The sequence below is a fragment of the Pseudomonas sp. ITEM 17296 genome (assembly GCF_028895205.1).
Classification (GTDB): domain Bacteria; phylum Pseudomonadota; class Gammaproteobacteria; order Pseudomonadales; family Pseudomonadaceae; genus Aquipseudomonas; species Aquipseudomonas kermanshahensis.
The window spans coordinates 54,896-76,424 of the sequence record NZ_WJRS01000029.1 but is presented as its reverse complement, the minus strand read 5'-3'; the positions used below and the strand labels follow the sequence as shown (position 1 = coordinate 76,424).

Genomic DNA, 21,529 nt, shown 5'->3' with positions numbered 1-21,529 from the left:
TGAGATCGAGCGCCGCCCGCGCGGCGCTTCGCAGCACAAGGCTGCTCCCACATTTGTTTCGGGCCAGTGAGGCCTGTGAAGTCTGCGCGCGACCGCCTTGTTTGTCCGACTCGATATCAAGGTGGGCACCAAGGGGCCGCGCGCCCATGCCTCAGGAATAACTGGCCCGAAACAAATGTGGGAGCAGCCTTGTGCTGCGAAGCGCCGCGCGGGCGGCGTTCGATCTGACAGGCGCTGCAAATCCATCGCCATGCACCAGGCGGCCCTATCTCAATCTACCGCCACCCACCCTCACATCAAAAACTGGCCTTGACCGACACCATGAAATTACGCGGCTCCCCATAATAATTACCAAACGTCTCCGTCCCGATACTGGCGTAATAACGCTTGTCGAACAGGTTGTTACCGTTAACCGCCACCGACCAGGTATCGTCGATCCGGTAACCGATCCGGCCATTCCAAACCGCATACCCCGCCTGGCTGATTTTCTCGCCACTGGCAGGCGAAACCCGGAAGTTATCGCTCTGCGCATTCACCCCGGCACCCAGGCTGAACCGCTCAAAAGCGCCACCGAGTGCGTACTCGCCCCACAGGCGCAGCACGTGCCGAGGCACATAGCTGTTGAACGCCGCGCCGTTCAGGCTGGTGTCGATATCGTCGAGGGTCTTGGTCTGGGTGTAGGTGTAGCCCGCCAGCAATTGCAGGCGCTCGATGACTTCGCCGCTGATCTCGGCCTCGAAACCCTGAGCGCGGACCTTGCCAGCGTTGACATAGCAGTAGCCATCCGAGGAGGGGCACGACGAGTTGTAGTCGGTCTGCGCCTGGTCCTTCTGAATAGTGCGGAACAGGTTGAAGGCGCCGTTCAAACGCCCGTCGAACCAGGCCCCCTTGATCCCCAGTTCATAGCTCTGGCCCACCAGCGGTTTGAGCGCCGAACCTTGTTCGTCCCGGTAGCTGCCTTGCGGGGTGAAGATGTCCGAGTAGCTGGCGTAGGCCGTCAGGTTTTCGTTCAGGTCCAGCAGCGCGCCGGCAAAGGGCGTGACCTGCCCGGTCTCGCGGGCGTTGGAGTGCTGCGGCGGCGTGGCGGTGTCGATGAAGACGGTATCGGTCTCGGCGTTATACCAACTCACCCGGCCCCCCATCACCAGGGTCAACGGGTCGGCCAGTTTCAGGCGCAGGGTCGAGTAGAGGCCTTTTTGTGTGGTCACGGACTTGACCGGGCCACCGCGCGACGAGTGCTCGATGAAGTAGCTGTCATCTGGCTCAGGGATGAACTTGTCGGGGTTGAACACATTCTGCCGTTGCGCAAGGAACGCCACCGAGTAGAAGTCATCTTTCTTCGAGCGGCTGGCGTTCATGCCCAGCACCAGTTCATGTTGCCGGCCGAAGACATCAAACTTGCCATCCACATAGGCATCCAGGCCGTAATCGACCTGGTCATAGTCATACATACTGCCCAGCATGCCAGTGGTATCAATGCCAGACGTCACCGCACCGGAGGCGAAGGCGTACTTGATGTCCTGGGTGTTCTTTGTATAAACACTCGCCACCTTGAGCTTCCAGTCTTCGTCGAGCTGGTGGGTGAGGTCGGTGAATACCGTGGTGCGCTTGCTGCGCCAGGTATTCCACGAAGGGTCGAGGCAGGTCGAGCGGCTGAGGTTCAGATCGCTGCGATCCCGGTAGCGCGGCAGGCCGCCCCAGCAGGGGTTGGCATCCACGTCCTCGTAGGCAACGCCTAGGCCCAATGTCGTGTCGGGGCTGACATCGACGTCGAGGGCGCCGTAGTACACCTGGTCCTTGCGGTTGGCATCGTCGACCGAGTAATGCCGGCTCTGCTCCGCCACGACTGCCCGGCCACGCAAGGTGCCGGCTGCGTTCAGCGGCCCACCGGTGTCGAGCTGCCCGCGGTAGTTGTCCCAACTGCCGCCGGACAGGGTGATGTCGGTATGCGCCGCCGCCAGGCCACGCTTGCGCACGAAGTTCACCCCGCCAGCGGTACCGCCCGACCCTTTCATCATGCCGGCTGCGCCGCGCAACACCTCGACCCGGTCGTAGTAGGCCATGTCACTGCTGAAGCTGTCGGCCTGGACATAGAGGTTGCCCATGTCCAGCGGCACACCGTCGTACTGGTACTGGCCCGACATGCGGAACCCGCGCGAATAGAAGTATTTGCCGCCCATGGTCGAGTCGTACACGGTGATGCCGGGCGTCTTTTCCATCACCTGATCGATGGTGTACAGGTTCTGGTCGTCCATCATCTTGCGCGTCATCACCGTGACCGATTGCGGCGTCTCCTTGAGCGAGTGCTCGCCCTTGCCGATGGTCACCGCGCCCGTGGTGTACGAGCCGCTGTTCTCAGTGGTTGCACCCAGCACCTGGCTGGTGATGTTGGTGGCCCCCAGCTCCAGCGCCGAGCCCGACGACGGCACCGCCTGCAGCACATAAGTGCCGTTTGACCGCGGCTCGGCCTGCAGGCCGCTGCCTGCCAGAATCTGGGTAAAGCCCTCGCTGACACCGAACGCACCTTTCAGGCCGGGGCTCTGCAAACCGTCTGTTTGCCGGGCATCGAACGAAATCGCAGCGCCCGCCGCACTGGCGAAGCGGCTGAGGACTTCAGTCAGGCTGCCCCCCGCAATAGTGTACGACCGGACGGCATTTTGCTGCGTCGGCTGCGGCGCTGCATACGTCGTCATGGGCCAGGCACCGGCGGTGGTTGCCGCCAACAGCCCGACATTTATTGCAGTCGCCAGACGACCACGCTTGAACACAGCAGACATACCAATCCTCCCCCTGAAAACGATCAATAGAACCCTTTGGGGGATGAGCCGAACGTCGTGTAAGAAAAGTGCAAAACCCGCGAAAGTTTTTTCAGCCCGCTGGGGGAGGGGGCGGCGATACGGTGACCCAAAAACGGCTGTAGCGCGTGACGCGCAGCGCAAACCCGGTTTCCAGTGCCGCCAATGCCCGGTCAGTGTCATCGATGGGGAACGCGCCAGAAACCTTCAGCTGGGCAATGCGGGGATCACAGCGCAGCACCCCGGTGCGATAGCGCGACAGGTCCGCCAGCAGTTCACCCAAGGGGCGATCCAGGGCGATGATACTGCCTTGTTGCCAGGCCCCTACAGAGGCGTCATTGCGCCGTATTGCCCCCACCGAACGGTCAGAAAACGCAATGGATTGCCCAGCTTCCACACGCACTGCCAAAGCACCGCTGGATGCCCTCACTTCCACCGCCTTCTCGAGCACGGCCACGTCACCCTCCAAGGCTTGGGAGCGAACCAGAAAACGCGTGCCCAGCGCCCGTACCTGGCCATGCCGGGTGCGCACAATGAACGGCCGTTGCGCGGGGTCGGCCGCCGTGGTCACCAGAATTTCGCCGCGCAACAGTTCCAGCACCCGTTGCTGGCCGTCGTACTTGAGGTTCACCGACGTGTCGGTGTTCAGCAGCAGCGAGCCGCCATCGGGCAAGCGAAACGCGCGGCGTTCACCCACAGCGGTGCGGTAGTCGGCCAGCAGCTGCTGCGAGGTGTCGCTGCGCCAACCCAGCCAGCCCAGCGAAGTGGCCGGCACCAGTATCACGACACTGCGCAACAGCTGGCGCCGAGAGCGCTCGGCGCCGCGCAAGGCAGGGGCCGCAAGGGCGCTGGGCACGCGGGCCATCTGCTCGCCCACGGCGGCCATGCGTTGCCAGGCCTGACGGTGGGCCGGGTCGGCAACCAGCCAGTCGTTCCAGGCGCAGCGGTCGGCGTCGGTGGCGATGCCGGAGTGCAGCCGCGCGTACCAGCGCGCGGCGACACTGATGGCGTTCAACTCGGCGGGCGACAGGCTCATGCCAGTTGCAACTGCATCAAACAGCAATGCTCCATGGCTTTGGCCATGTAGTTGTTGACGCTGCGCACGCTGATGTTCATGCGCTCGGCAATCTGCGGGTAGGTCAGGCCGTCGAACTGCGACAGCATGAACACCTGCTTCACCTTCGGGCCAAGCCCTTGCAGTAGGCGGTCGATTTCTACCAGTGCCTGCAACAGGATCGCCTGTTCCTCCAGCGAAGGCTGCAACGCCTCCGGCAGGCTAGCCAAGGCCTCCAGGTAGGCCTGCTCCAGTGAGCGCCGTCGGAACAGATCGATCAGCAGGCCCTTGGCAATTCGCGACAGATAGGGGCGTGGCTCGCGAATATCCAGCGCACTGCGTGCCTTTATCACCCGCACGAAGGTGTCCTGCGTCAGGTCGGCGGCATCGAACGCATTGCCCAGGCGTTTGCGCAGCCAGCCATTGAGCCAGCCGTGATGTTCGCAGTACAGATCATTGACGGCGCTACGCAGGGATAGATCGTTGGCGGGCATGGTGATGGAATGGTTCGCGAGTGGTAATGAATCTTATTGTCGTGCGGGCTGTGGTTTTTTTGCAAGCGCTACAAAGATTCAAGAAACGCACGTATCGCCTGCCGCTCGCCCTTGCCCAGCGCCGCATAGCGCTGCCGGGCCACTTCTGCTTCACCGCCATGCCAGACAATCGCTTCTTCCAGGGTGCGCGCTCGGCCGTCGTGCAGATAGCCGCTGCCGGGGGTAATCCGCTCGCTCAGGCCAAGCCCCCACAGCGCCGCCGTGCGCCACTGCCGGCCGTTAGCGAGATAGTCTTCACGGCCATCGGCCAGGCCGGGGCCCATGTCGTGCAGTAACAGGTCGGTATACGGCGCGATGCGTTGCTGTGTCAGGGCGGGATAAAGCGGGTGTGTGCCGGTGATCAGCTCGGGGCGGTGACAGGCGGTGCAGCCACTGGCAGCGAACAGTTTTTCGCCCTCAATGACCGCAGGTTCGCCCTGTTGTCGACGGGCCGGTACGGCCAGGTGAGCGAGGTAGAAATGCAGGTCGCCGAGTTGCAGGGCGTCCAGCTCCGGCTCGCCGCCGTGCGCTGCGTGGGCACAGGCCTGTTGAGTGGGCGTGCAGTTCTGCACCGGGGCGAGCGGGGAGGTGATGCCAAGATCACCTAGCATGGCGTGGGCGATCTGTTGGCGCAGGTCCGGCTGATTGGCCTTGAGGCCAAAGCGGCCTGCCTCGGTGCGTTGTCGCTCGACACTCCACACCTGATTGACCTGCCCCGTCACGCCGTCTGGTTTAGCTTCGGAGGCCATGGCGTGCAGGGTGCGCTCATCGATAGCCTCCAGCAAACCAAGGCCAATGACTGGCGAACCCACGCGTGCCGACGTTAACACCGCGTCCAATGGCCCATAAGCCAGCTCACGCAGCTCGACACGCGGCTTGCGCAGCATGACGGTTTCGCCATCGCCCAGCGACACCGCCTGCTCCTCCCAGTGCACATGGGCGCGCCCTTCACCCGGCACGCCAGGCACACCCTGGTCGTTCAGCTGATCGCCGTAGAGGGGGTGCGGCTTTGGCCCGCCATGGTCATCGTGCCCTGGCAGGGACAAGCGCAGCAACATTCTGCGCATCGGCTGCCCGTGTTCAGGCGCCTGGCCACGGCCGTTCTTGGGGTGGCAGGCGATGCACGACACCCGGTTGTACAGCGGCCCAAGGCCATCCACCGCCTCGTCTCGGGACGGTGCAACCACCCAGGCCTGGCGGAACAGGCTGCGCCCGCGGAAGAAGCGTTCCAGTTGGCCTTCGTCCAGCCCGCTGAACGGTTGGGCGTAGGCTTCACGGTTGGCCGCCGTGTGCGTGGTCTCGGCGCTGGCGAGCAGGCTCGTCAGCACACCCATCATCAACCAGGCGGCGCGCACGGCAGTCACTGCCCCAAACCATCGAGCAAACGGGCTGCCTCTGCTCGGTGAAGCGCGGCCTGGAACTGCCAGCTGATTTCCCGGCGGCCGAGTTCGTCCGCGTCGGTGGCCGGCGCTTGCGTCATGCCCTGGTCCTGGCGCGCCGCGAACAGCGCCAGCAAGGGCTTCGCTTCGGCTTGTTCGGCATCCAGGGGCGGTGCAGTCAGCTGTTGGCGTATGGCGGTGACGTCCAGCCCAGCTGCTTCGGCCGCGTGCAGCCGAGCCCAGAGCTCGCCCAAGGCTTCATGGGGCATGCCGAGCCAGTGGGTGAACAGTGAGCTGATCAAGGCCAGGCGTTCGCGTGAGCTGCCGTTGCCATAGTCATAGGCACCCAGGCCCGCAGCAACGAACGGGTCATGGTAGTCCGCCGGCAACTGCCGATAGACACTGGGGCGCACGGGCAGTTTGCGGATATCGGCATCGGCCAGCAGCCCTTGGCCTGCTTCCGACAGCACGAACTGCGCAAACGCTCGGGCACCGGCCAATGCCTGGCTGTGGGCGGTAATAGCGATGAAGGCTGGGTTAAGGCCGCCATGGGCCGGATAGACGAAATCCACGGGCTCGCCATTGGCCTTGGCCGAAGCGACAAAGAAATCGATCGACAACCCGACTGCTGCACGCCCGCTGGTCACTTCATCACTGACCAGGGTGCCACCCCGCGTTACCAGGCGCGCCTGGCCGGCCAGTTCACTCCAGAGGGCCCAGCCACGTTCCCAGCCATAGGCACGCAAGACGATATCCAGCAGGACCGGTGCAAAGCCGACCCGGCCTGGGTCTGGCAGCGCAATGCGCCCGCGCAGTCGTGGGTCGAGCAAGTCTGGCCAGTCCCTTGGTACCGGAACCCCCAGTTCGCCCAGTGACGTGGCGTTGATGGCAAAGCCATAGCCCGCGAGCTCGGTTGCCTGGTACAGCTGGCCTTGGTCACGCAATGACAAACCACCGATCTGTGCCGGCAGGCCCTGCAGGCTGATCCCCAGGGGTTGCCAGCTACCGGCTTTCGCCAGCCGGGCGAAGTTGCCCGGCGACGGTGCCCAATAGACATCGACACCCCCCTGCTGTGCTTGCAGCAGATAGGGCAGGGCATCGAAGCCCTGGCGCCAGAGGATGTGCAGGCGATAGCCCGGGTGGGCTTGAGCAAAGCCATCCTCGATCCGCGTCATCACCTCTTCGGGGTAGCTGGTCATGACCACCACGGTTTGCGGGGCAGCGTTCAGCAGCGTGCTGACCGTCAGCAGCAGGCCCGCCAGCCAGCGGTTACAGCGGCACATTGAATTGCACGAAGTATTGACGGCCCATTTCAGGGTAGCCCTCGCTGTACTCATACAGCCGGTCGAACAGGTTGCGAATGCCGCCCTCGATCAGCACATCGTTGCTGAAGCGGTAGCCGCTCTTGAGGTTGTACACCGCGTAGCCGGGCGCCATCTGGTTGCCGTCCGAGGTGTTGTAGCGACGCGATGCGGCCTCCACGCTGGCAGTGTGTTGCCAGTCACCCAGATGCCACGAGGCCGAGCCGAACGCGCTGTGGCGTGGGGTGTCGGTAGGGTGCAGGTCGTGGTCGCTGAGGTTCTCGCGGTCGAGCCAGGTGTAGTTTGCCGCCAATTCCCAGTTGCCCAGGTCGCCGTTGATGCCAAGCTCCACACCCTGGTTTCGCGCTTTGGCAATGTTCTGGTACTGGCCACAGGGCGCGGCGCAGTTAGGTTGCGCGGGCACCGTGACGTTTTGAATGGAGTCCTCGATGTTGGCCACGAACAGCGCGGCGTCCAACTTCCATTGCGGGGCGATCTGGCCGCTGTAGCCGAGCTCATAATGTGTCGCCCGCTCAGACTTCAAGTCGGGGCTGGGGATCACCGTGCCGAAGCGCGTCGAGTAGCGGTCCTTGATGGTCGCGAAGCGGCTTTTGCGTGCCACGGTCAGGCGCAGTTGGCCGTCGTCGTGGGTGCCCAGCAGCGGGTTGGTATTGGCGAACAGGCCCAGTTGCGCGTTGACGGCGTCGTTGCTACCGGTAGGTTCGTCGTAGAGCGTGGCCTGCGATGGCGAGCTGGCGTTGGTGCCGTAGTTCTGTGCGTCCAGGCTCTTGCGGTAGTTGTACGAGACGCCGCCCACCACGCTGAAGATGTCGTTCAGCCGCAGGGTGTCTTCCAGGGCAATCGATTGAGTCTGGTCGCGGAAGTGGGTCTGGGGGTTGGCGCCATCACGCGAGCGATGCACATCGTCTTTGAAGTGATAGGCAATGCCCAGGCGGTTGGCCTCGCTCAAGGCCAAGTCGCCTTCCACCGAAAAGCCGCTGCTCTCGTCATCGTATTTGCTGGGGAAGCCCGGCTGCAAAGCGCCGACCACGCCATTGCGATAGGTGAAGCTTTCCAGCGAGTTCTTGAAGGTGTCGTGGTACACGCGCGTTTTCAGGGCGTGCTCGCCAAAGCCGGTCTTGGTGGCGATGAAGACACTGGTATTGTCCGACCGCGGCCACTCCCACCAGCGCGCACGTTGGCCGGTGGTCGGCAGGTCGCCGGCATACGGCGGTTGGCCCTTGCTGCCTTCCTGCTGAACGTAGCCGAGCACGTACTCATCGGTTTCACTGGGGGTGAAGCCGACTTTGAAGCTGAATTTGCTGTCGCGGTGGTTGCTGTTCTCGCGCCGCCCCGTGCCCTGCTGGTTGTTGGTTGGCTTGAAATCATCGGGCAGCAGGGTGTAGTCGTAATCGACATACGACACGCCGCCCTGAACCCACCACAGGCCCTGGTTGGAACCCACGTTGGCGTAACTGCGGTAGGCATTCACGTTACCGTGATCGGTCAGCTCCAGCCCCCCACCCACTTCGCCCTCGAACGCTTGCGTGGGGCGGCGGGTCACCAGGTTGATCGCCCCACCCAGGGTGTTGGGGCCGTACAGCAGCGAGGCGAAGCCCTTGTCCACCTGGATGCGTGACAGGTCGTAGGTGGTGAAGCGCCCCAGGTCGATGTTGCCGTCGTAAGGCACGTAGGTGGGAATGCCGTCGATGAACACCGGCACCTGCAAGCGATCGAAACCGCGCACGAATACCACCTGCTCGGCGCGACCGCCGATGTAACCGAGGTTGACCCCAGGGGCTAATGTGAGCGCGCTGCCGACGGTCTCGCGGTCGTGCAGCCGAATGTCTTTCAAGTCGATGACGCTACCACCCGTGGACAGCGTTTCGTCCCGTGGTGCGGAGATTTGGATTTCGCCGAGGTTGAAGGTGTTGTTCTGTTCGGCGACAGCGGGTTGAGCACCGAGGGCTGCGACGGCAACCATCACGGTGCGCGGTGTTAGCGGCTTCATTACTGCTCCTGGGTCGGCCATGGCAGTGGCGGGCTTGGCGACGTTATATATTGTTGTATATAGCGATAGGCGAAATTAACCGACCACGACCTCCCCAGGGCGTGATCAGTCAGCGATCGCAAAAAGAGATAGCAGGATGGCAGATGGCCAACCGCGGGGAATCCTAGCGTTGTTTACGGGGGTTACAACGATGTATACAAAAATATATAGCGTGTGCCGAGATCGGTAGGGAGGGAGGTCGCAATGGTGCCCCTCCGGTCATGCGCGATCTGTGTAGGAGCAGCCTTGTGCTGCGAAGAGGCCGGTGGCAGCGCTGAAGATTCCCGGTGGGGTCACGGGCCTCTTCGCAGCACAAGGCTGCTCCTACAGTGGAAGGCGTATGCCTGGAGGATCAAACAACGCTCCGAAACCTAGCCCGCCGTCTCAACTTCCAAAAACGCCGCCTCCAACAACTGCCGCGTATACGCATGCTGCGGCGCGTGGAAGATCGCCTGCGCATCCCCTTGCTCCACCACCTGCCCCTGCTTGATCACCATCAACTGATGGCTCAGCGCCTTGACCACTGCCAGGTCATGGCTGATGAACAGGTAGGTCAGGTTGTACTTCTGCTGCAGGCTGCGTAGCAACTCCACCACCTGCCGCTGCACCGTGCGGTCCAGCGCGGAGGTGGGTTCATCGAGCAGGATCAACGCCGGTTTCAACACCAACGCCCGGGCAATCGCAATGCGCTGGCGCTGCCCGCCCGAGAACTCATGCGGGTAGCGGTGGCGTGTCCGCGGGTCGAGCCCCACTTCTTCCAGCGCAGCAATGATCGCCGCTTCCTGCTCTTCAGCGGTGCCGATGCGGTGAATTCGCAACCCTTCACCCACGATGTCTGCCACGCACATGCGTGGGCTGAGGCTGCCAAACGGGTCTTGGAACACCACCTGCATCTCTCGCCGCAGCGGGCGTACTGCCTTCTGGTTCAGCCCTGCGAGGTCCTGGCCGTGAAAGCGAATGCCGCCCTGGCTTGAAATCAAGCGCAAGATGGCCAGCCCGAGCGTCGACTTACCCGAGCCACTCTCGCCGACAATCCCCAGCGTCTGCCCTTGGGGCAAGCTGAAGTTGATGCCGTCTACCGCCTTTACATGGTCGACTGTACGCCGCAAGAAGCCTTTCTTGATCGGGAACCAGACCTTGAGGTCATCCACCTCCAGCAACGGCGCGCCGACTGGGTTGTGGGCAGGCTGGCCGCTGGGTTCGGCATTGATCAGCATCTGCGTGTAGTGATGCTGCGGCGCACTGAACAGCGTCGCGCAATCCGCCTGCTCGACAATCTGCCCGCGCTGCATCACGCACACGCGGTGGGCAATGCGCCGCACCAGGTTCAGGTCATGGCTGATCAACAGCAGCGCCATGCCCAACCGCGCCTGCAGCTCCTTGAGCAGGTCGAGAATCTTCAACTGCACGGTCACGTCCAGCGCGGTGGTGGGTTCGTCGGCAATGAGCAGTTCTGGCTCGTTGGCCAGCGCCATGGCGATCATTACCCGCTGCCGCTGCCCACCCGACAGCTCGTGGGGCAGGGCCTTTAGGCGCTTGCGCGGTTCGGGAATCCCAACCAGTTCCAACAGCTCCAGCGTGCGTGCGGTGGCTTCCTTGCCGGTCAGGCCTTTGTGCAGCAGCAGGATTTCGTTGATCTGCTTCTCGATGCAGTGCAGCGGGTTCAGCGAGGTCATCGGCTCCTGGAAGATCATGGCAATGCGGTTGCCACGGATATGCCGCAAGGCCTTCTCGCTCTGCTGCAGCAGGTCTTTGCCCTCGTAGCGGATGCTGCCGCTGGGGTGGCGGGCGAGGGGGTAGGGCAGCAGGCGCAGGATCGAGTGGGCGGTCACCGATTTGCCCGAGCCGCTCTCGCCGACCAGGGCCAGGGTCTCGCCCTTGCGGATGTCGAAACTGATGCCGTCGACCACCCGGTTGACCTGCTCGCCGGTGACGAACTCCACCGCGAGATCACGCACTTCGATCAGGTTATGTTCGCTCATGTCATTTCCTTGGGTCGAAGGCATCGCGGGCGGATTCGCCGATGAACACCAGCAAGCTCAGCATCACCGCCAGCACGGCGAATGCGCTGATGCCCAGCCATGGCGCCTGCAGGTTGGATTTGCCTTGGGCGACCAGTTCGCCCAGCGACGGCGAGCCGGCCGGCAGGCCGAAGCCGAGGAAGTCCAGGGCGGTCAGCGTGCCGATGGCGCCGGTGAGGATGAACGGCATGAAGGTCATGGTCGAGATCATCGCGTTGGGCAGAATGTGCCGGTACATGATCGCGCCATTGCGCATGCCCAGGGCGCGGGCGGCGCGCACGTATTCAAGGTTGCGGCCACGCAGGAACTCGGCGCGCACCACGTCCACCAGGCTCATCCACGAGAACAACAGCATGATCCCCAGCAGCCACCAGAAGTTGGGCTGCACGAAGCTTGCGAGGATGATCAGCAGGTACAGCACCGGCAAGCCCGACCAGATCTCCAGAAAGCGCTGGCCGGCCAGGTCGACCCAGCCGCCATAAAAGCCCTGCAAGGCACCGGCGATGACGCCGACGATGGAACTGAGGATGGTCAGGGTCAGGGCGAACAGCACCGACACGCGGAAGCCGTAGATCACCCGCGCCATCACATCACGGCCCTGGTCATCGGTGCCCAGCCAGTTGTCCGCCGAAGGCGGGGCGGGGGCCGGGACCTTGAGGTCGTAGTTGATGCTTTGGTAACTGAAGGGGATTGGCGCCCACAGCACGAAGCTGTCTTTCTTGGCCAGCAATTCGCGGATGTACGGGCTCTTGTAGTTGGCCTCCAGCGGGAACTCGCCGCCAAAGGTGGTCTCCGGGTAGCGCTTGAACGCGGGGAAGTACCACTCGCCGTCGTAACGCACGGCAATCGGTTTGTCGTTGGCGATCAGCTCGGCGCCCAGGCTCAGGCCGAACAGGATGAGGAACAGCCACAACGACCACCAGCCGCGGCGGTTGGCCTTGAAGCGCTCGAAGCGCCGGCGGTTGAGAGGGGACAGTGCCATGTCAGTGCTCCCGGCTGGCGAAGTCGATGCGTGGATCGACCAGGGTGTAGGTCAGGTCGCCGATCAGTTTCACCACCAGCCCCAGCAGGGTGAAGATGAACAGGGTGCCGAAGACCACCGGGTAGTCGCGGTTGATGGCCGCCTCGAAGCTCATCAGGCCCAGGCCGTCGAGCGAGAAAATCACCTCGATCAGCAGCGAGCCTGTAAAGAAGATGCCGATGAAGGCCGAAGGGAAACCGGCAATCACCAGCAGCATGGCGTTACGGAACACATGCCCGTACAGCACCCGCGAGCGGCTCAGGCCCTTGGCCTTGGCGGTGACCACGTATTGCTTGTTGATCTCGTCGAGGAAGCTGTTTTTGGTCAGCAGGGTCATGGTGGCGAAGTTGCCGATGACCAGTGCGGTGATCGGCAGCACCAGGTGCCAGAAGTAGTCCAGCACCTTGCCGGTGGTGGACAGTTCATCGAAGTTGTTCGAGGTCAGCCCCCGCAGCGGGAACCAGTCGAAGTAACTGCCACCGGCGAACAATACGATCAGCAGGATGGCGAACAGGAACGCCGGGATGGCGTAGCCGACGATGATCGCCGAGCTGGTCCAGACGTCGAAGTGGCTGCCGTGGCGCACGGCCTTGGCGATGCCCAGGGGGATGGACACCAGGTACATGATCAGGGTGCTCCATAACCCTAGCGAGATCGACACCGGCATCTTCTCGATGATCAGGTCGATGACCTTGGCATCGCGGAAGAAGCTGTCGCCAAAATCCAGCTGGGCGTAGTTCTTGATCATGATCCACAGGCGTTCGGGCGGCGACTTGTCGAAGCCGTACATACGCTCGATTTCGGCAATCAGCGCCGGGTCCAGGCCCTGCGCGCCGCGGTAGCTGGAGCCGGCCACCGAGACCTCGGCGCCGCCGCCGGCGATGCGGCTGGTGGCGCCTTCGAAGCCTTCGAGCTTGGCGATCATTTGCTCGACCGGGCCGCCGGGTGCGGCCTGGACGATGATGAAGTTGATGATCAGGATGCCGAACAGGGTCGGGATGATCAGCAGCAAGCGGCGCAGGATATAGGCCAGCATCTCAGTTGGCCTCGCCCGCGGAGGCATCGGTGACGGCTGGGGTCACGCCAGGCTTGATCCACCAGGTGTCGATGCCGATGTCGTACTTGGGCGACACGCTCGGGTGGCCGATGTGGTTCCAGTAGGCCACGCGCCAGGTCTTGATGTGCCAGTTGGGGATCACGTAGTAGCCCCACAGCAGTACGCGGTCGAGCGCCCGTGCGTGGTTGATCAGGCTCTGGCGTGAGTCAGCGTTGATCAACTGTTCCACCAGTTGGTCGATGGCCGGGTCACGCAGGCCGATGAAGTTGCGGCTGCCGGGGTTGTCGGCGGCGGCGCTGGACCAGAACTCGCGCTGTTCGTTGCCCGGCGAATTGGATTGCGGGTAACCGCCGACGATCATGTCGTAGTCGCGTGAGCGCAGGCGGTTGATGTATTGCGAAACGTCGACCCGGCGGATGTTCAGGTCAATGCCCAAGTCGGCAAGGTTGCGTTTGAACGGCAGCAGAATGCGCTCGAATTCGGTCTGGGCCAGCAGAAACTCGATGGACACCGGCTTGCCGTCCTTGTCGACCATCTTGTCGTCGACGATTTTCCAGCCGGCTTCCTGCAGAAGCTTGTAGGCCTGGCGCTGCTGTTCACGGATCATGCCGCTGGCGTCGGTGACCGGGTTGTGGAACGCCTCGCTATAGACCTGCTCGGGCACCTTGCCGCGCAGCGGTTCGAGTATTTTCAGCTCGTCAGGGGAGGGCACGCCCCTGGCGGCCATGTCGGAGTTTTCGAAGTAGCTGCCGGTGCGGGTATAGGCGCCGTTGAACAGCTGCTTGTTGGTCCACTCGAAGTCCAGCAGCAGGCTCAGCGCCTGGCGCACGCGGATGTCCTGGAAGACCGGTTTGCGCAGGTTGAAGATGAAGCCCTGCATGCCGGTGGGGTTGCCGTTGGGCAGTTCTTCCTTGATCAAGCGGCCATCGCGGACCGCCGGGACGTTGTAGGCGGTGGCCCAGTTTTTTGCGCTTACCTCGAGCGCATAGTCGAACGCCCCAGCCTTCAATGCCTCCAGCGCTACGGCCGTGTCGCGGTAAGCGTCGAAGGTCATGGCATCGAAGTTGAACTGACCACGGTTGATCGGCAGGTCTTTGGCCCAGTAGTCCTTGACCCGCTCGTAGCGGATGGTACGCCCGGCCTTGACCTCGGCGACCTTGTACGGGCCGCTGCCCAGCGGTATTTCCAGGTTGCCGCGGTTGAAGTCGCGGTTTTCGTACCAGTGTTTGGGTAGCACAGGTAGCTGGCCGAGAATCAGCGGCAGTTCGCGGTTGTTCTGGTGCTTGAATTTGAACAGCACCCGCAGCGGGTCTTCGGCGACCACTTCGGCAACGTCGGCGTAGTACTGGCGGTACAGCGGCGCGCCGTCCTTGATCAGGGCATTGAAGGTGAAGACCACGTCGTCGGCACGCATCGGGTGGCCGTCATGGAAGCGGGCTTCGGGGCGCAGGTAGAAGCGTACCCAGCTGTTGTCCGGGGCTTTTTCGATCTTGCCGGCAACCAGGCCGTATTCGGTGAACGGCTCGTCCTGGCTCTGGCGCATCAGGGTGTCGTAGATGACGCTGATGTTTTCGGCGGACACACCCTTGTTGATGAAGGGGTTGAGGCTGTCGAAGCCGCCGAAGCTGGACTGGCGGAACGTGCCGCCCTTGGGCGCATCGGGGTTCACATAGTCGAAATGCTTGAAGTCGGCGGGGTATTTCGGCGCCTCGTCGTAGAGCGTCAGCGCGTGTTGCGGGGCGGCCAGCGTGGGCAGGCTCAGGCACGCGAGCAGCAGGCTGCCGGCCAGCTGGCGCAGGCGGTGCGTTGGCATCATTTGGCTTTCTCCGAAGGCTTGATCCACCAGCTGTTCAGCCCGAGGGTGTAGGGCGGCGTGGTGACAAAGGCGAACCGGTTGCGGTAGGCCAGGCGGTGATTGTCGAGATACCAGTTGGGGATCATGTAGTACTGCCATGAAAGCACGCGGTCCAGGGCGCGGGCGGCGGCGACCTGGTCGTCGCGGGTGCGCGCGGCGAGCAAGGTGTCGAGCAGGTGGTCGACCACCGGGTCCTTGACCCCAGCATAGTTCTTGCTGCCCTTGGTCGCGGCTTGGCTTGAGTGAAAGTACAGCCACTGTTCTAGGCCTGGGCTCAAGGTCTGGTTCAGGGTCATCAGAATCATGTCGAAATCGAACTGGTCCAGGCGTTGTTTGTACTGGGCGCGGTCCACGGTGCGCAAGCGTGCGTCGATACCGATGCTGGACAGATTTTCGACATAAGGTTGCAGGATACGTTCGAGGTTCGGGTTTACCAGCAGTAGCTCCAGGCGCAACTGCTGGCCTTTGCTGTCCACCAGGCGCTGGCCGTTGAGCTTCCAGCCCGCTTCGCCGAGCAGGGCCAGGGCTTGGCGCAGGGTTTGGCGGTTGATGCCACGGCCATCGGTCTGGCTGACCTTGTAGGGCTCGCTGAACAGCTTTTCGGGCAGTTGGTCGCGGAACGGTGCCAGCAGCAGCCATTCCTTGCCGGTGGGCAGGCCGCTGGCGGCGAATTCGCTGTTGGGGTAGTAGCTGGTCGAACGGCGGTAGGCGCTGCTGAACAGGGCGCGGTTGGTCCACTCGAAGTCGAGCATCAGGCCCAGTGCCTGGCGCACGCGCGGGTCGCTGAACGTGGCCCTGCGGCTGTTCATGAACAGGCCTTGGGTCTGGGTCGGAATACGGTGCGGGATCTGTGCCTTGATCACATCACCGCGGCGCACCGCCGGGAAGTTGTAGCCATTGGCCCAGTTCTTGGCCTGGTGTTCGATATAGATATCGAACTCGCCGGCCTTGAACGCTTCGAACGCCACGGTGGCGTCACGGTAGAACTCGTATTCGACCCGCTTGAAGTTGTACTTGCCACGGTTGACGGCGAGGTCCTTGCCCCAGTAGTTCTTCACCCGTTCGAACACCAGCCGCCGGCCAGGCTCAACCTGGGTAATGCGGTAGGGGCCGCTGCCCAGCGGCGGCTCGAAGGTGGTCGCCTTGAAATCGCGGCCCTGCCAGTAGTGCTTGGGCAGCACCGGCATTTCGCCCAGGCGCAGGATCAGCAGCGGGTTGCCGGCGCGCTTGAAGACGAAGCGGATGCGCAAGGGGCCAAGTATGTCTACCCGCTGCACTTCCTGCAGGTTGGTGCGGTAGAGGGGGTGGCCATCCTTGAGCAGCGTGCGATAGGAGAACGCGACGTCCGCCGAGGTGATCGGGTGGCCGTCATGGAACCGTGCCTGCGGGCGCAGGTTGAACACGACCCAGCTGCGGTCCTCGCTATACTCCACCGAGCGTGCGATCAGGCCGTAGCTTGAGGTCGGTTCGTCGCCCGAGGGGTCGTACTGCCCGGTGCCGATCATCAACGGCTCGTTCAGCTCGCTGATGCCATATTGCTGGAAGTTTGGCGTGGTAATCGGGCTCGATCCCTTGAAAGTGTAGGGGTTGAGCGTGTCGAAGGTACCGAATGCCATGGCCCGCAAGGTGCCGCCTTTAGGCGCTTGCGGGTTGACCCAGTCGAAGTGGGTGAATGTGGCTGGGTACTTGAGCGTGCCGAACTGCGCGTATCCGTGGCTTTCGCTCACCATCGCGACGGCGGGAAAGCTCAAGGCCAGGCTGATTGACAGCAGGAGGGGACGTATCAAGTCGGCATCCGATCCAGAGGCGTTGGGCTTTGATCGAGTACAGTAACAGCTTGGTGGGGTTGGAAAAAGAGAGGTTTTGAAGGCGGTATTGGCGGGAAAGCCCAGTGCAGGTAACGCTGTACCTGTAGGAGCGGCCTTGCGAGGCGAAAGGGCCGCAGCGCGGCCCCTGGCGTTACATCAATGCGACAGGTAAACAGTCAGCGTCTGACCGGGTTTGAGCGCATGCCCGCTGCGCGGGTTCCAGCGCTTGAGGTGCTTCATCTCGACATTAAAGCGCTTGGCCACGAGGTACAGCGAGTCGCCCTTGCGCACCTTGTATTGGGTTGAACGCTGCGAAGACGCCGCTACCCGGTTGCCCGCGGCGCTCGGCGCATTACCACCGCGCAGTGCCAATACCTGGCCTGCCTTCAGGCTGTTGCCCGACATGCGGTTCCAGCGCTTGATGTCCCGGACCGACACGCGGTTGGCCTTGGCGATGCTGCCCAGGTTGTCGCCCCGTTTTACCCGGTAGCTGCGCGCGGCCGTCGCGGGTGCCTTGGCTTCGGCCACGGCGCGGGCGAACACGGCCTTGTTCGGTTGCAGGCTGACCAATTGCTCAGGCTTGAGGTTGGACAGGCTGGCGGACAGCAATTGCGCCTTGGCAGTCGGTACCAGCAACTGCTGGGGGCCGTCCACGGTCATGCGTTTCTTGAAGGCCGGGTTGAGCTGGATCAGCTCGTCTTCGTCGATGTCGGCAAAGGCGGCAACGCGCGACAGGTCGAGGCGATCATTGATGGCCACCGCCTCGAAGTAGGGTTCGTTGGCGATCGGGTTCAGGTTGACGCCATAGGCGTCAGGCGTGGACACCACCTGCGACAGGGCCAAAAGCTTGGGCACGTAGTCGCGGGTTTCCTGCGGCAGCGGCAGGTTCCAGTAGTCGGTCGGCAGGCCGAGCCGTTCGTTGCGTTCGATCGCACGGCTGACGGTGCCTTCACCGGCATTGTAGGCCGCCAGGGCCAGCAGCCAGTCACCGTTGAACATGTCGTGCAGGCGGCTCAGGTAGTCCAGTGCGGCGTTGGTCGACGCGGTCACGTCGCGGCGGCCGTCGTAGAAATTGGTCTGGCGCAGGTTGAAGTGGCGCCCGGTGGACGGGATGAACTGCCACATGCCCGCTGCATGGGCACGCGAGTAAGCCATCGGGTTGTAGGCGCTTTCGATGGCTGGCAGCAGGGCCAGTTCCAGCGGCATGTCGCGCTCTTCGAGGCGTTCGACGATGTAATGCAGGTAGAGGCTGCCACGCTCGCCCGCGCTTTCGATGAAGCGTGGGTTGCTGGCAAACCACAGGCGCTGCTGTTCGATGCGCGGGTTGACGTCGATGCTGTCCTGCAGGGCGAAGCCTTGGCGCATGCGTTCCCACACGTCCTGCGGCGCCTGCTCGGCCGGTTTGACCAGCAGCGGTGCCGGTTTGTGCTTGATCCGCGCCTGGTAGTTGTGCGCGCGAACGCTATCGGATTCGTCGAGCTGACGGGTGCTCTGGCAGCCCACCAAGGTGGCGGCCAGGGCCAGCGCACTGATCTGGGCCAGGCGCGTCAGGGCGACGGAATGAGAGGTTCTGCGGCTACGGGAAGGCATCGGCTGGGACAGGTTTCCGGGCGAAAAATTTCGGCGATTCTAGAAACCGCTACCCGCCGGGTCAACCGTTGTGCCGCACATGCGATATATCTTGAGGTTATCAGAAGGTGTCCTTCCAAGACCTCAAGGCAGCAAAAACAGCGACATGCGTGGTGTTTGAATGTCCCTTCCATTCGTCTGCTTTTTGTTTAACGGATGTTTCAGTCGTGCGAATAAAGGGGTTCGTCAGGCGTTCCAAGCCGATCGTTGATGGCAATGTGATGCGATTTTCGGCGCGCAACTGGGTAACCTCGTCGAAGCGTTGCAGAACGTGCAGGTTCTGCGGTTCGACGGCTTTTGCAAAACGCAGGTTGCTCAGCGTGTATTCGTGGGCGCAATACACCTCGGTGTGCTCGGGCAGGGCGGCCAGGCGCTGCAGCGACGGGTGCATCTGTTCGGCGGTGCCCTCGAACATGCGCCCACAGCCGGCCGCGAACAGGGTATCGCCACTGAACAGCAGGGGCGTTGCCGGTTGCGCCGAATAGAAGGCGATATGGCCAAGGGTGTGCCCGGGCACGCCGATGACCTGGAAGGGCAGGCCCAGTACCGTGATTTCATCGCCGTCCGCCAGCGCTACATCGCGGGCGGGGATGCGCTCGTTGGCCGGGCCGTAGACCTTGGCATCGGTCAGTTGCTTGAGCCGTTCGACACCGCCGACATGGTCGTTGTGGTGGTGGGTGACCAGAATATCGGTCAACACCCAGTCGGGGTGGGCCGCCAGCCATCCTTCCACTGGGCCGGCATCGCCAGGGTCGACCACCGCACAGCGGCGTTTGGCAGTATCCTGTAACAACCAGATGTAGTTGTCGGAGAAAGCGGGGAGAGCATCGATCTGTATCATGGTGCGGATCCGTATCGCCAAGCGTGGGACATGAGGGCATCTTAGCCGCGATGGCGTGGCGCGAGAACCTTCGAGGGAGAACGCAATGACCGACCAAGCCTTTGCCCAGGCCGACCCCGACTGGGTCGAGCTGATCAGCCTGGCCCGTGAGTGGTTCAACGGCCCGCTCGGGCAACTGATGCTCAAGGAAGAAGAAAAACTGCTGGAAGAAGAGCTCGGGCGCTTCTTCGGCGGTTACCTTGTGCACTATGGGCCCTGCGCCGAAGCACCGCCCAGCGCCCCTCAGGTGCAACGCAACGTACGCCTTGGGGCACCGCTGCCGGGGGTGGAGATCGTCTGTGAGGAGCAAGCCTGGCCGTTGAGCGAGCACGCCGCCGACGTGGTGGTGCTGCAGCATGGCCTGGACTTCAGCCTGTCACCCCATGGCCTGTTGCGCGAGGCCGCCAGCGCCGTTCGCCCGGGTGGGCATCTGCTGATCGTCGGTATCAACCCTTGGAGCGGTTGGGGCATGCGCCACCTGTTCAGCCATGGCGCCCTGCGCAAGGCGCGCTGTATCTCGGCTTCACGGGTGGGCGACTGGCTCAACCTGCTGGGCTTCGCGCTGGAGAAACGCCGCTTCGGGTGCTATCGTCCGCCGCTTGCCTCGCCGGCCTGGCAGCAACGCCTGGCGGGCTGGGAACGCGCGGCAGGCAACTGGCAAACCTCGGGCGGCGGCGTCTACCTGCTGGTGGCGCGCAAGATGGTGGTCGGCCTGCGGCCGTTGCGCCTGGAGCGCCGCGAACCCATGGGCAAACTGCTGCCGCTGCCGCTGGCCAAGGTCAACCGTACGGCGGCCAATCCTGATTCTGAAAAGCACTGAACAAGAGTGGTACATGAGCGATAGCGTCGAAATGTTTACCGATGGCGCCTGCAAGGGCAACCCGGGCCCTGGCGGCTGGGGCGTGCTGATGATCTACAAGGGCGTCGAGAAGGAACTGTGGGGCGGCGAACGCGAGACCACCAACAACCGCATGGAGCTGATGGCCGCGATCCAGGGCCTGATGTCGCTCAAGCGTGAATGCGAGGTGGTGCTGACCACCGACTCGCAGTACGTGATGAAGGGCATCAACGAATGGATGGTCAACTGGAAGAAGCGCGGCTGGAAGACCGCCGCCAAGGAGCCGGTGAAAAACGCCGACCTTTGGCAACTGCTCGACGAACAGGTCAACCGGCACAAGGTGAGCTGGAAGTGGGTGCGCGGCCACATCGGCCACCCGGGCAACGAACGCGCCGACCAGCTGGCCAACCGTGGGGTGGATGAGGTGCGCGCCGCGCGCTGAGCTGGGGTACAATCCCCGGCTTTGTCACTTTTGTCACTGAAGCAAGTGGGAGCCCCCGCGTGGAGCAGCAGCAAGATAAACGCCTGGTCATTCTCGATACCGAAACCACCGGTATGCCGGTCAGTGAAGGCCATCGCATCATCGAGATCGGCTGTGTCGAGGTCATTGGCCGTCGCCTGACCGGGCGGCATTTCCACGTCTACCTGCAGCCCGATCGCGAGAGTGACGAAGGCGCCATTGGTGTTCACGGCATCACCGACACCTTCCTGATCGGCAAGCCACGGTTCGCCGAGGTCGCCGAGGAGTTCTTCGACTTCATCCAGGGCGCCACGCTGGTCATCCACAACGCGGCGTTCGACGTTGGCTTCATCAACAACGAGTTCGCCCTGCTGGGCCAGCACGACCGCGCCGACCTTTCGCAGCATTGCACCATCCTCGATACCCTGCTGCTGGCGCGTTCCCGGCACCCGGGGCAGCGCAACAGCCTCGACGCCCTGTGCAAACGCTACGACATCGACAACTCGGGCCGTGAGCTGCACGGCGCTTTGCTCGACTCGGAACTGCTGGCTGACGTCTACCTGGCGATGACCGGTGGCCAGACCAGCCTCTCGCTGGCTGGCAATGGCGCTGAAGGTGATAACGAAGGGCAGGGCAGTGGCGGCAGCGAGATTCGCCGCATTGCCGGCCGTGCGCCGGGGCGGGTGATCATGGCCAGTGCCGAAGAGCTCGAGGCGCATGCCGAGCGGCTGGCGGCAATCGCCAAGTCGGCTGGGGCGCCTTCGATGTGGCAGGCGTTGACCGAGGCCTCTGCGGGCTAAACCCCACCACACAAGGCCGCACCTGCAACTACCCTGAAAAGGACACCC

At 63.1% G+C, this 21,529-nt stretch carries 16 protein-coding genes; 3 read left to right on the top strand and 13 right to left on the bottom strand.

Going from position 1 to position 21,529, the window contains the following annotated elements; genetic code table 11:
- Window positions 1-296: 296 nt before the first annotated feature.
- The 13 genes from GIB19_RS24105 to gloB all read right to left on the bottom strand — a co-directional run bounded on the left by GIB19_RS24105 (window position 297) and on the right by gloB (window position 19,344).
- Entirely contained in the window at window positions 297-2,777 is a 2,481-nt protein-coding gene (locus GIB19_RS24105; protein WP_099428738.1) for a TonB-dependent siderophore receptor, read from the bottom strand.
- 91 nt (window positions 2,778-2,868) lie between these two features.
- Window positions 2,869-3,831, bottom strand: a complete 963-nt coding sequence (locus GIB19_RS24100) for a FecR domain-containing protein (RefSeq protein WP_274888309.1) — start codon at window positions 3,829-3,831, stop codon at window positions 2,869-2,871.
- A complete protein-coding gene (locus GIB19_RS24095) occupies window positions 3,828-4,343 on the bottom strand; it encodes a sigma-70 family RNA polymerase sigma factor (protein ID WP_274888308.1) in 516 nt (171 codons plus the stop codon). Before GIB19_RS24095 ends, GIB19_RS24100 begins: the two co-directional genes overlap by 4 nt.
- A gap of 68 nt (window positions 4,344-4,411) precedes the next feature.
- On the bottom strand, window positions 4,412-5,746 hold the full coding sequence (locus tag GIB19_RS24090) for a di-heme oxidoreductase family protein (RefSeq protein WP_274888305.1): 1,335 nt from the start codon (window positions 5,744-5,746) through the stop codon (window positions 4,412-4,414).
- The gene (locus tag GIB19_RS24085; protein ID WP_274888304.1) at window positions 5,743-7,044 is read right to left on the bottom strand and encodes an ABC transporter substrate-binding protein; all 1,302 of its coding nucleotides are present in this window, start codon (window positions 7,042-7,044) and stop codon (window positions 5,743-5,745) included. The genes GIB19_RS24090 and GIB19_RS24085 overlap by 4 nt, the downstream gene beginning before the upstream one ends.
- Window positions 7,031-9,073, bottom strand: coding sequence for a TonB-dependent receptor plug domain-containing protein (locus tag GIB19_RS24080; RefSeq protein ID WP_265967974.1), 2,043 nt, complete (start codon window positions 9,071-9,073; stop codon window positions 7,031-7,033). Before GIB19_RS24080 ends, GIB19_RS24085 begins: the two co-directional genes overlap by 14 nt.
- 410 nt (window positions 9,074-9,483) lie before the next feature.
- Window positions 9,484-11,094 (bottom strand): ABC transporter ATP-binding protein, encoded by a 1,611-nt coding sequence (locus GIB19_RS24075; RefSeq protein WP_027592835.1) that lies wholly within the window; start codon window positions 11,092-11,094, stop codon window positions 9,484-9,486.
- 1 nt (window position 11,095) lies between these two features.
- Window positions 11,096-12,115, bottom strand: coding sequence for an ABC transporter permease (locus tag GIB19_RS24070; RefSeq protein WP_027592834.1), 1,020 nt, complete (start codon window positions 12,113-12,115; stop codon window positions 11,096-11,098).
- 1 nt (window position 12,116) lies between these two features.
- Window positions 12,117-13,190: a microcin C ABC transporter permease YejB gene (locus GIB19_RS24065; protein WP_027592833.1), complete on the bottom strand. Its 1,074-nt coding sequence runs from the start codon at window positions 13,188-13,190 to the stop codon at window positions 12,117-12,119.
- Between the two features lies 1 nt (window position 13,191).
- Entirely contained in the window at window positions 13,192-15,027 is a 1,836-nt protein-coding gene (locus GIB19_RS24060; RefSeq protein WP_265967978.1) for an extracellular solute-binding protein, read from the bottom strand.
- Window positions 15,024-16,853, bottom strand: coding sequence for an extracellular solute-binding protein (locus GIB19_RS24055; protein WP_216642501.1), 1,830 nt, complete (start codon window positions 16,851-16,853; stop codon window positions 15,024-15,026). Before GIB19_RS24055 ends, GIB19_RS24060 begins: the two co-directional genes overlap by 4 nt.
- A 177-nt stretch (window positions 16,854-17,030) precedes the next feature.
- Window positions 17,031-18,464, bottom strand: a complete 1,434-nt coding sequence (locus tag GIB19_RS24050; RefSeq protein ID WP_027592830.1) for a lytic transglycosylase domain-containing protein — start codon at window positions 18,462-18,464, stop codon at window positions 17,031-17,033.
- A gap of 100 nt (window positions 18,465-18,564) precedes the next feature.
- Window positions 18,565-19,344, bottom strand: a complete 780-nt coding sequence (gene gloB, locus GIB19_RS24045) for a hydroxyacylglutathione hydrolase (RefSeq protein WP_085272589.1) — start codon at window positions 19,342-19,344, stop codon at window positions 18,565-18,567.
- A gap of 85 nt (window positions 19,345-19,429) precedes the next feature.
- On the opposite strand from gloB, the gene GIB19_RS24040 reads away from it, so the two are divergent.
- Genes GIB19_RS24040 through dnaQ form a run of 3 tightly spaced genes read left to right on the top strand, consistent with a single transcriptional unit; the run spans window position 19,430 to window position 21,481 of the window.
- Window positions 19,430-20,203 carry a class I SAM-dependent methyltransferase gene (locus tag GIB19_RS24040; protein ID WP_027592828.1) on the top strand — a complete coding sequence of 258 codons (774 nt, stop codon included), beginning with the start codon at window positions 19,430-19,432 and terminating at the stop codon, window positions 20,201-20,203.
- 13 nt (window positions 20,204-20,216) lie between these two features.
- A complete protein-coding gene (gene rnhA, locus GIB19_RS24035) occupies window positions 20,217-20,663 on the top strand; it encodes a ribonuclease HI (protein ID WP_027592827.1) in 447 nt (148 codons plus the stop codon).
- Window positions 20,664-20,722: 59 nt separating this feature from the next.
- Window positions 20,723-21,481, top strand: coding sequence for a DNA polymerase III subunit epsilon (gene dnaQ, locus GIB19_RS24030; RefSeq protein WP_027592826.1), 759 nt, complete (start codon window positions 20,723-20,725; stop codon window positions 21,479-21,481).
- The last annotated feature ends 48 nt before the right edge of the window (window positions 21,482-21,529 follow it).

Bases quoted from the DNA above. Each gene is read 5' to 3' on its own strand.
- GIB19_RS24105 (WP_099428738.1), bottom strand. From the start codon at position 2,777: ATGTCTGCTGTGTTCAAGCGTGGTCGTCTGGCGACTGCAATAAATGTC.
- GIB19_RS24100 (WP_274888309.1), bottom strand. From the start codon at position 3,831: ATGAGCCTGTCGCCCGCCGAGTTGAACGCCATCAGTGTCGCCGCGCGC.
- GIB19_RS24095 (WP_274888308.1), bottom strand. From the start codon at position 4,343: ATGCCCGCCAACGATCTATCCCTGCGTAGCGCCGTCAATGATCTGTAC.
- GIB19_RS24085 (WP_274888304.1), bottom strand. From the start codon at position 7,044: ATGTGCCGCTGTAACCGCTGGCTGGCGGGCCTGCTGCTGACGGTCAGC.
- GIB19_RS24080 (WP_265967974.1), bottom strand. From the start codon at position 9,073: ATGAAGCCGCTAACACCGCGCACCGTGATGGTTGCCGTCGCAGCCCTC.
- GIB19_RS24075 (WP_027592835.1), bottom strand. From the start codon at position 11,094: ATGAGCGAACATAACCTGATCGAAGTGCGTGATCTCGCGGTGGAGTTC.
- GIB19_RS24070 (WP_027592834.1), bottom strand. From the start codon at position 12,115: ATGGCACTGTCCCCTCTCAACCGCCGGCGCTTCGAGCGCTTCAAGGCC.
- GIB19_RS24065 (WP_027592833.1), bottom strand. From the start codon at position 13,190: ATGCTGGCCTATATCCTGCGCCGCTTGCTGCTGATCATCCCGACCCTG.
- GIB19_RS24060 (WP_265967978.1), bottom strand. From the start codon at position 15,027: ATGATGCCAACGCACCGCCTGCGCCAGCTGGCCGGCAGCCTGCTGCTC.
- GIB19_RS24050 (WP_027592830.1), bottom strand. From the start codon at position 18,464: ATGCCTTCCCGTAGCCGCAGAACCTCTCATTCCGTCGCCCTGACGCGC.
- gloB (WP_085272589.1), bottom strand. From the start codon at position 19,344: ATGATACAGATCGATGCTCTCCCCGCTTTCTCCGACAACTACATCTGG.
- GIB19_RS24040 (WP_027592828.1), top strand. From the start codon at position 19,430: ATGACCGACCAAGCCTTTGCCCAGGCCGACCCCGACTGGGTCGAGCTG.
- rnhA (WP_027592827.1), top strand. From the start codon at position 20,217: ATGAGCGATAGCGTCGAAATGTTTACCGATGGCGCCTGCAAGGGCAAC.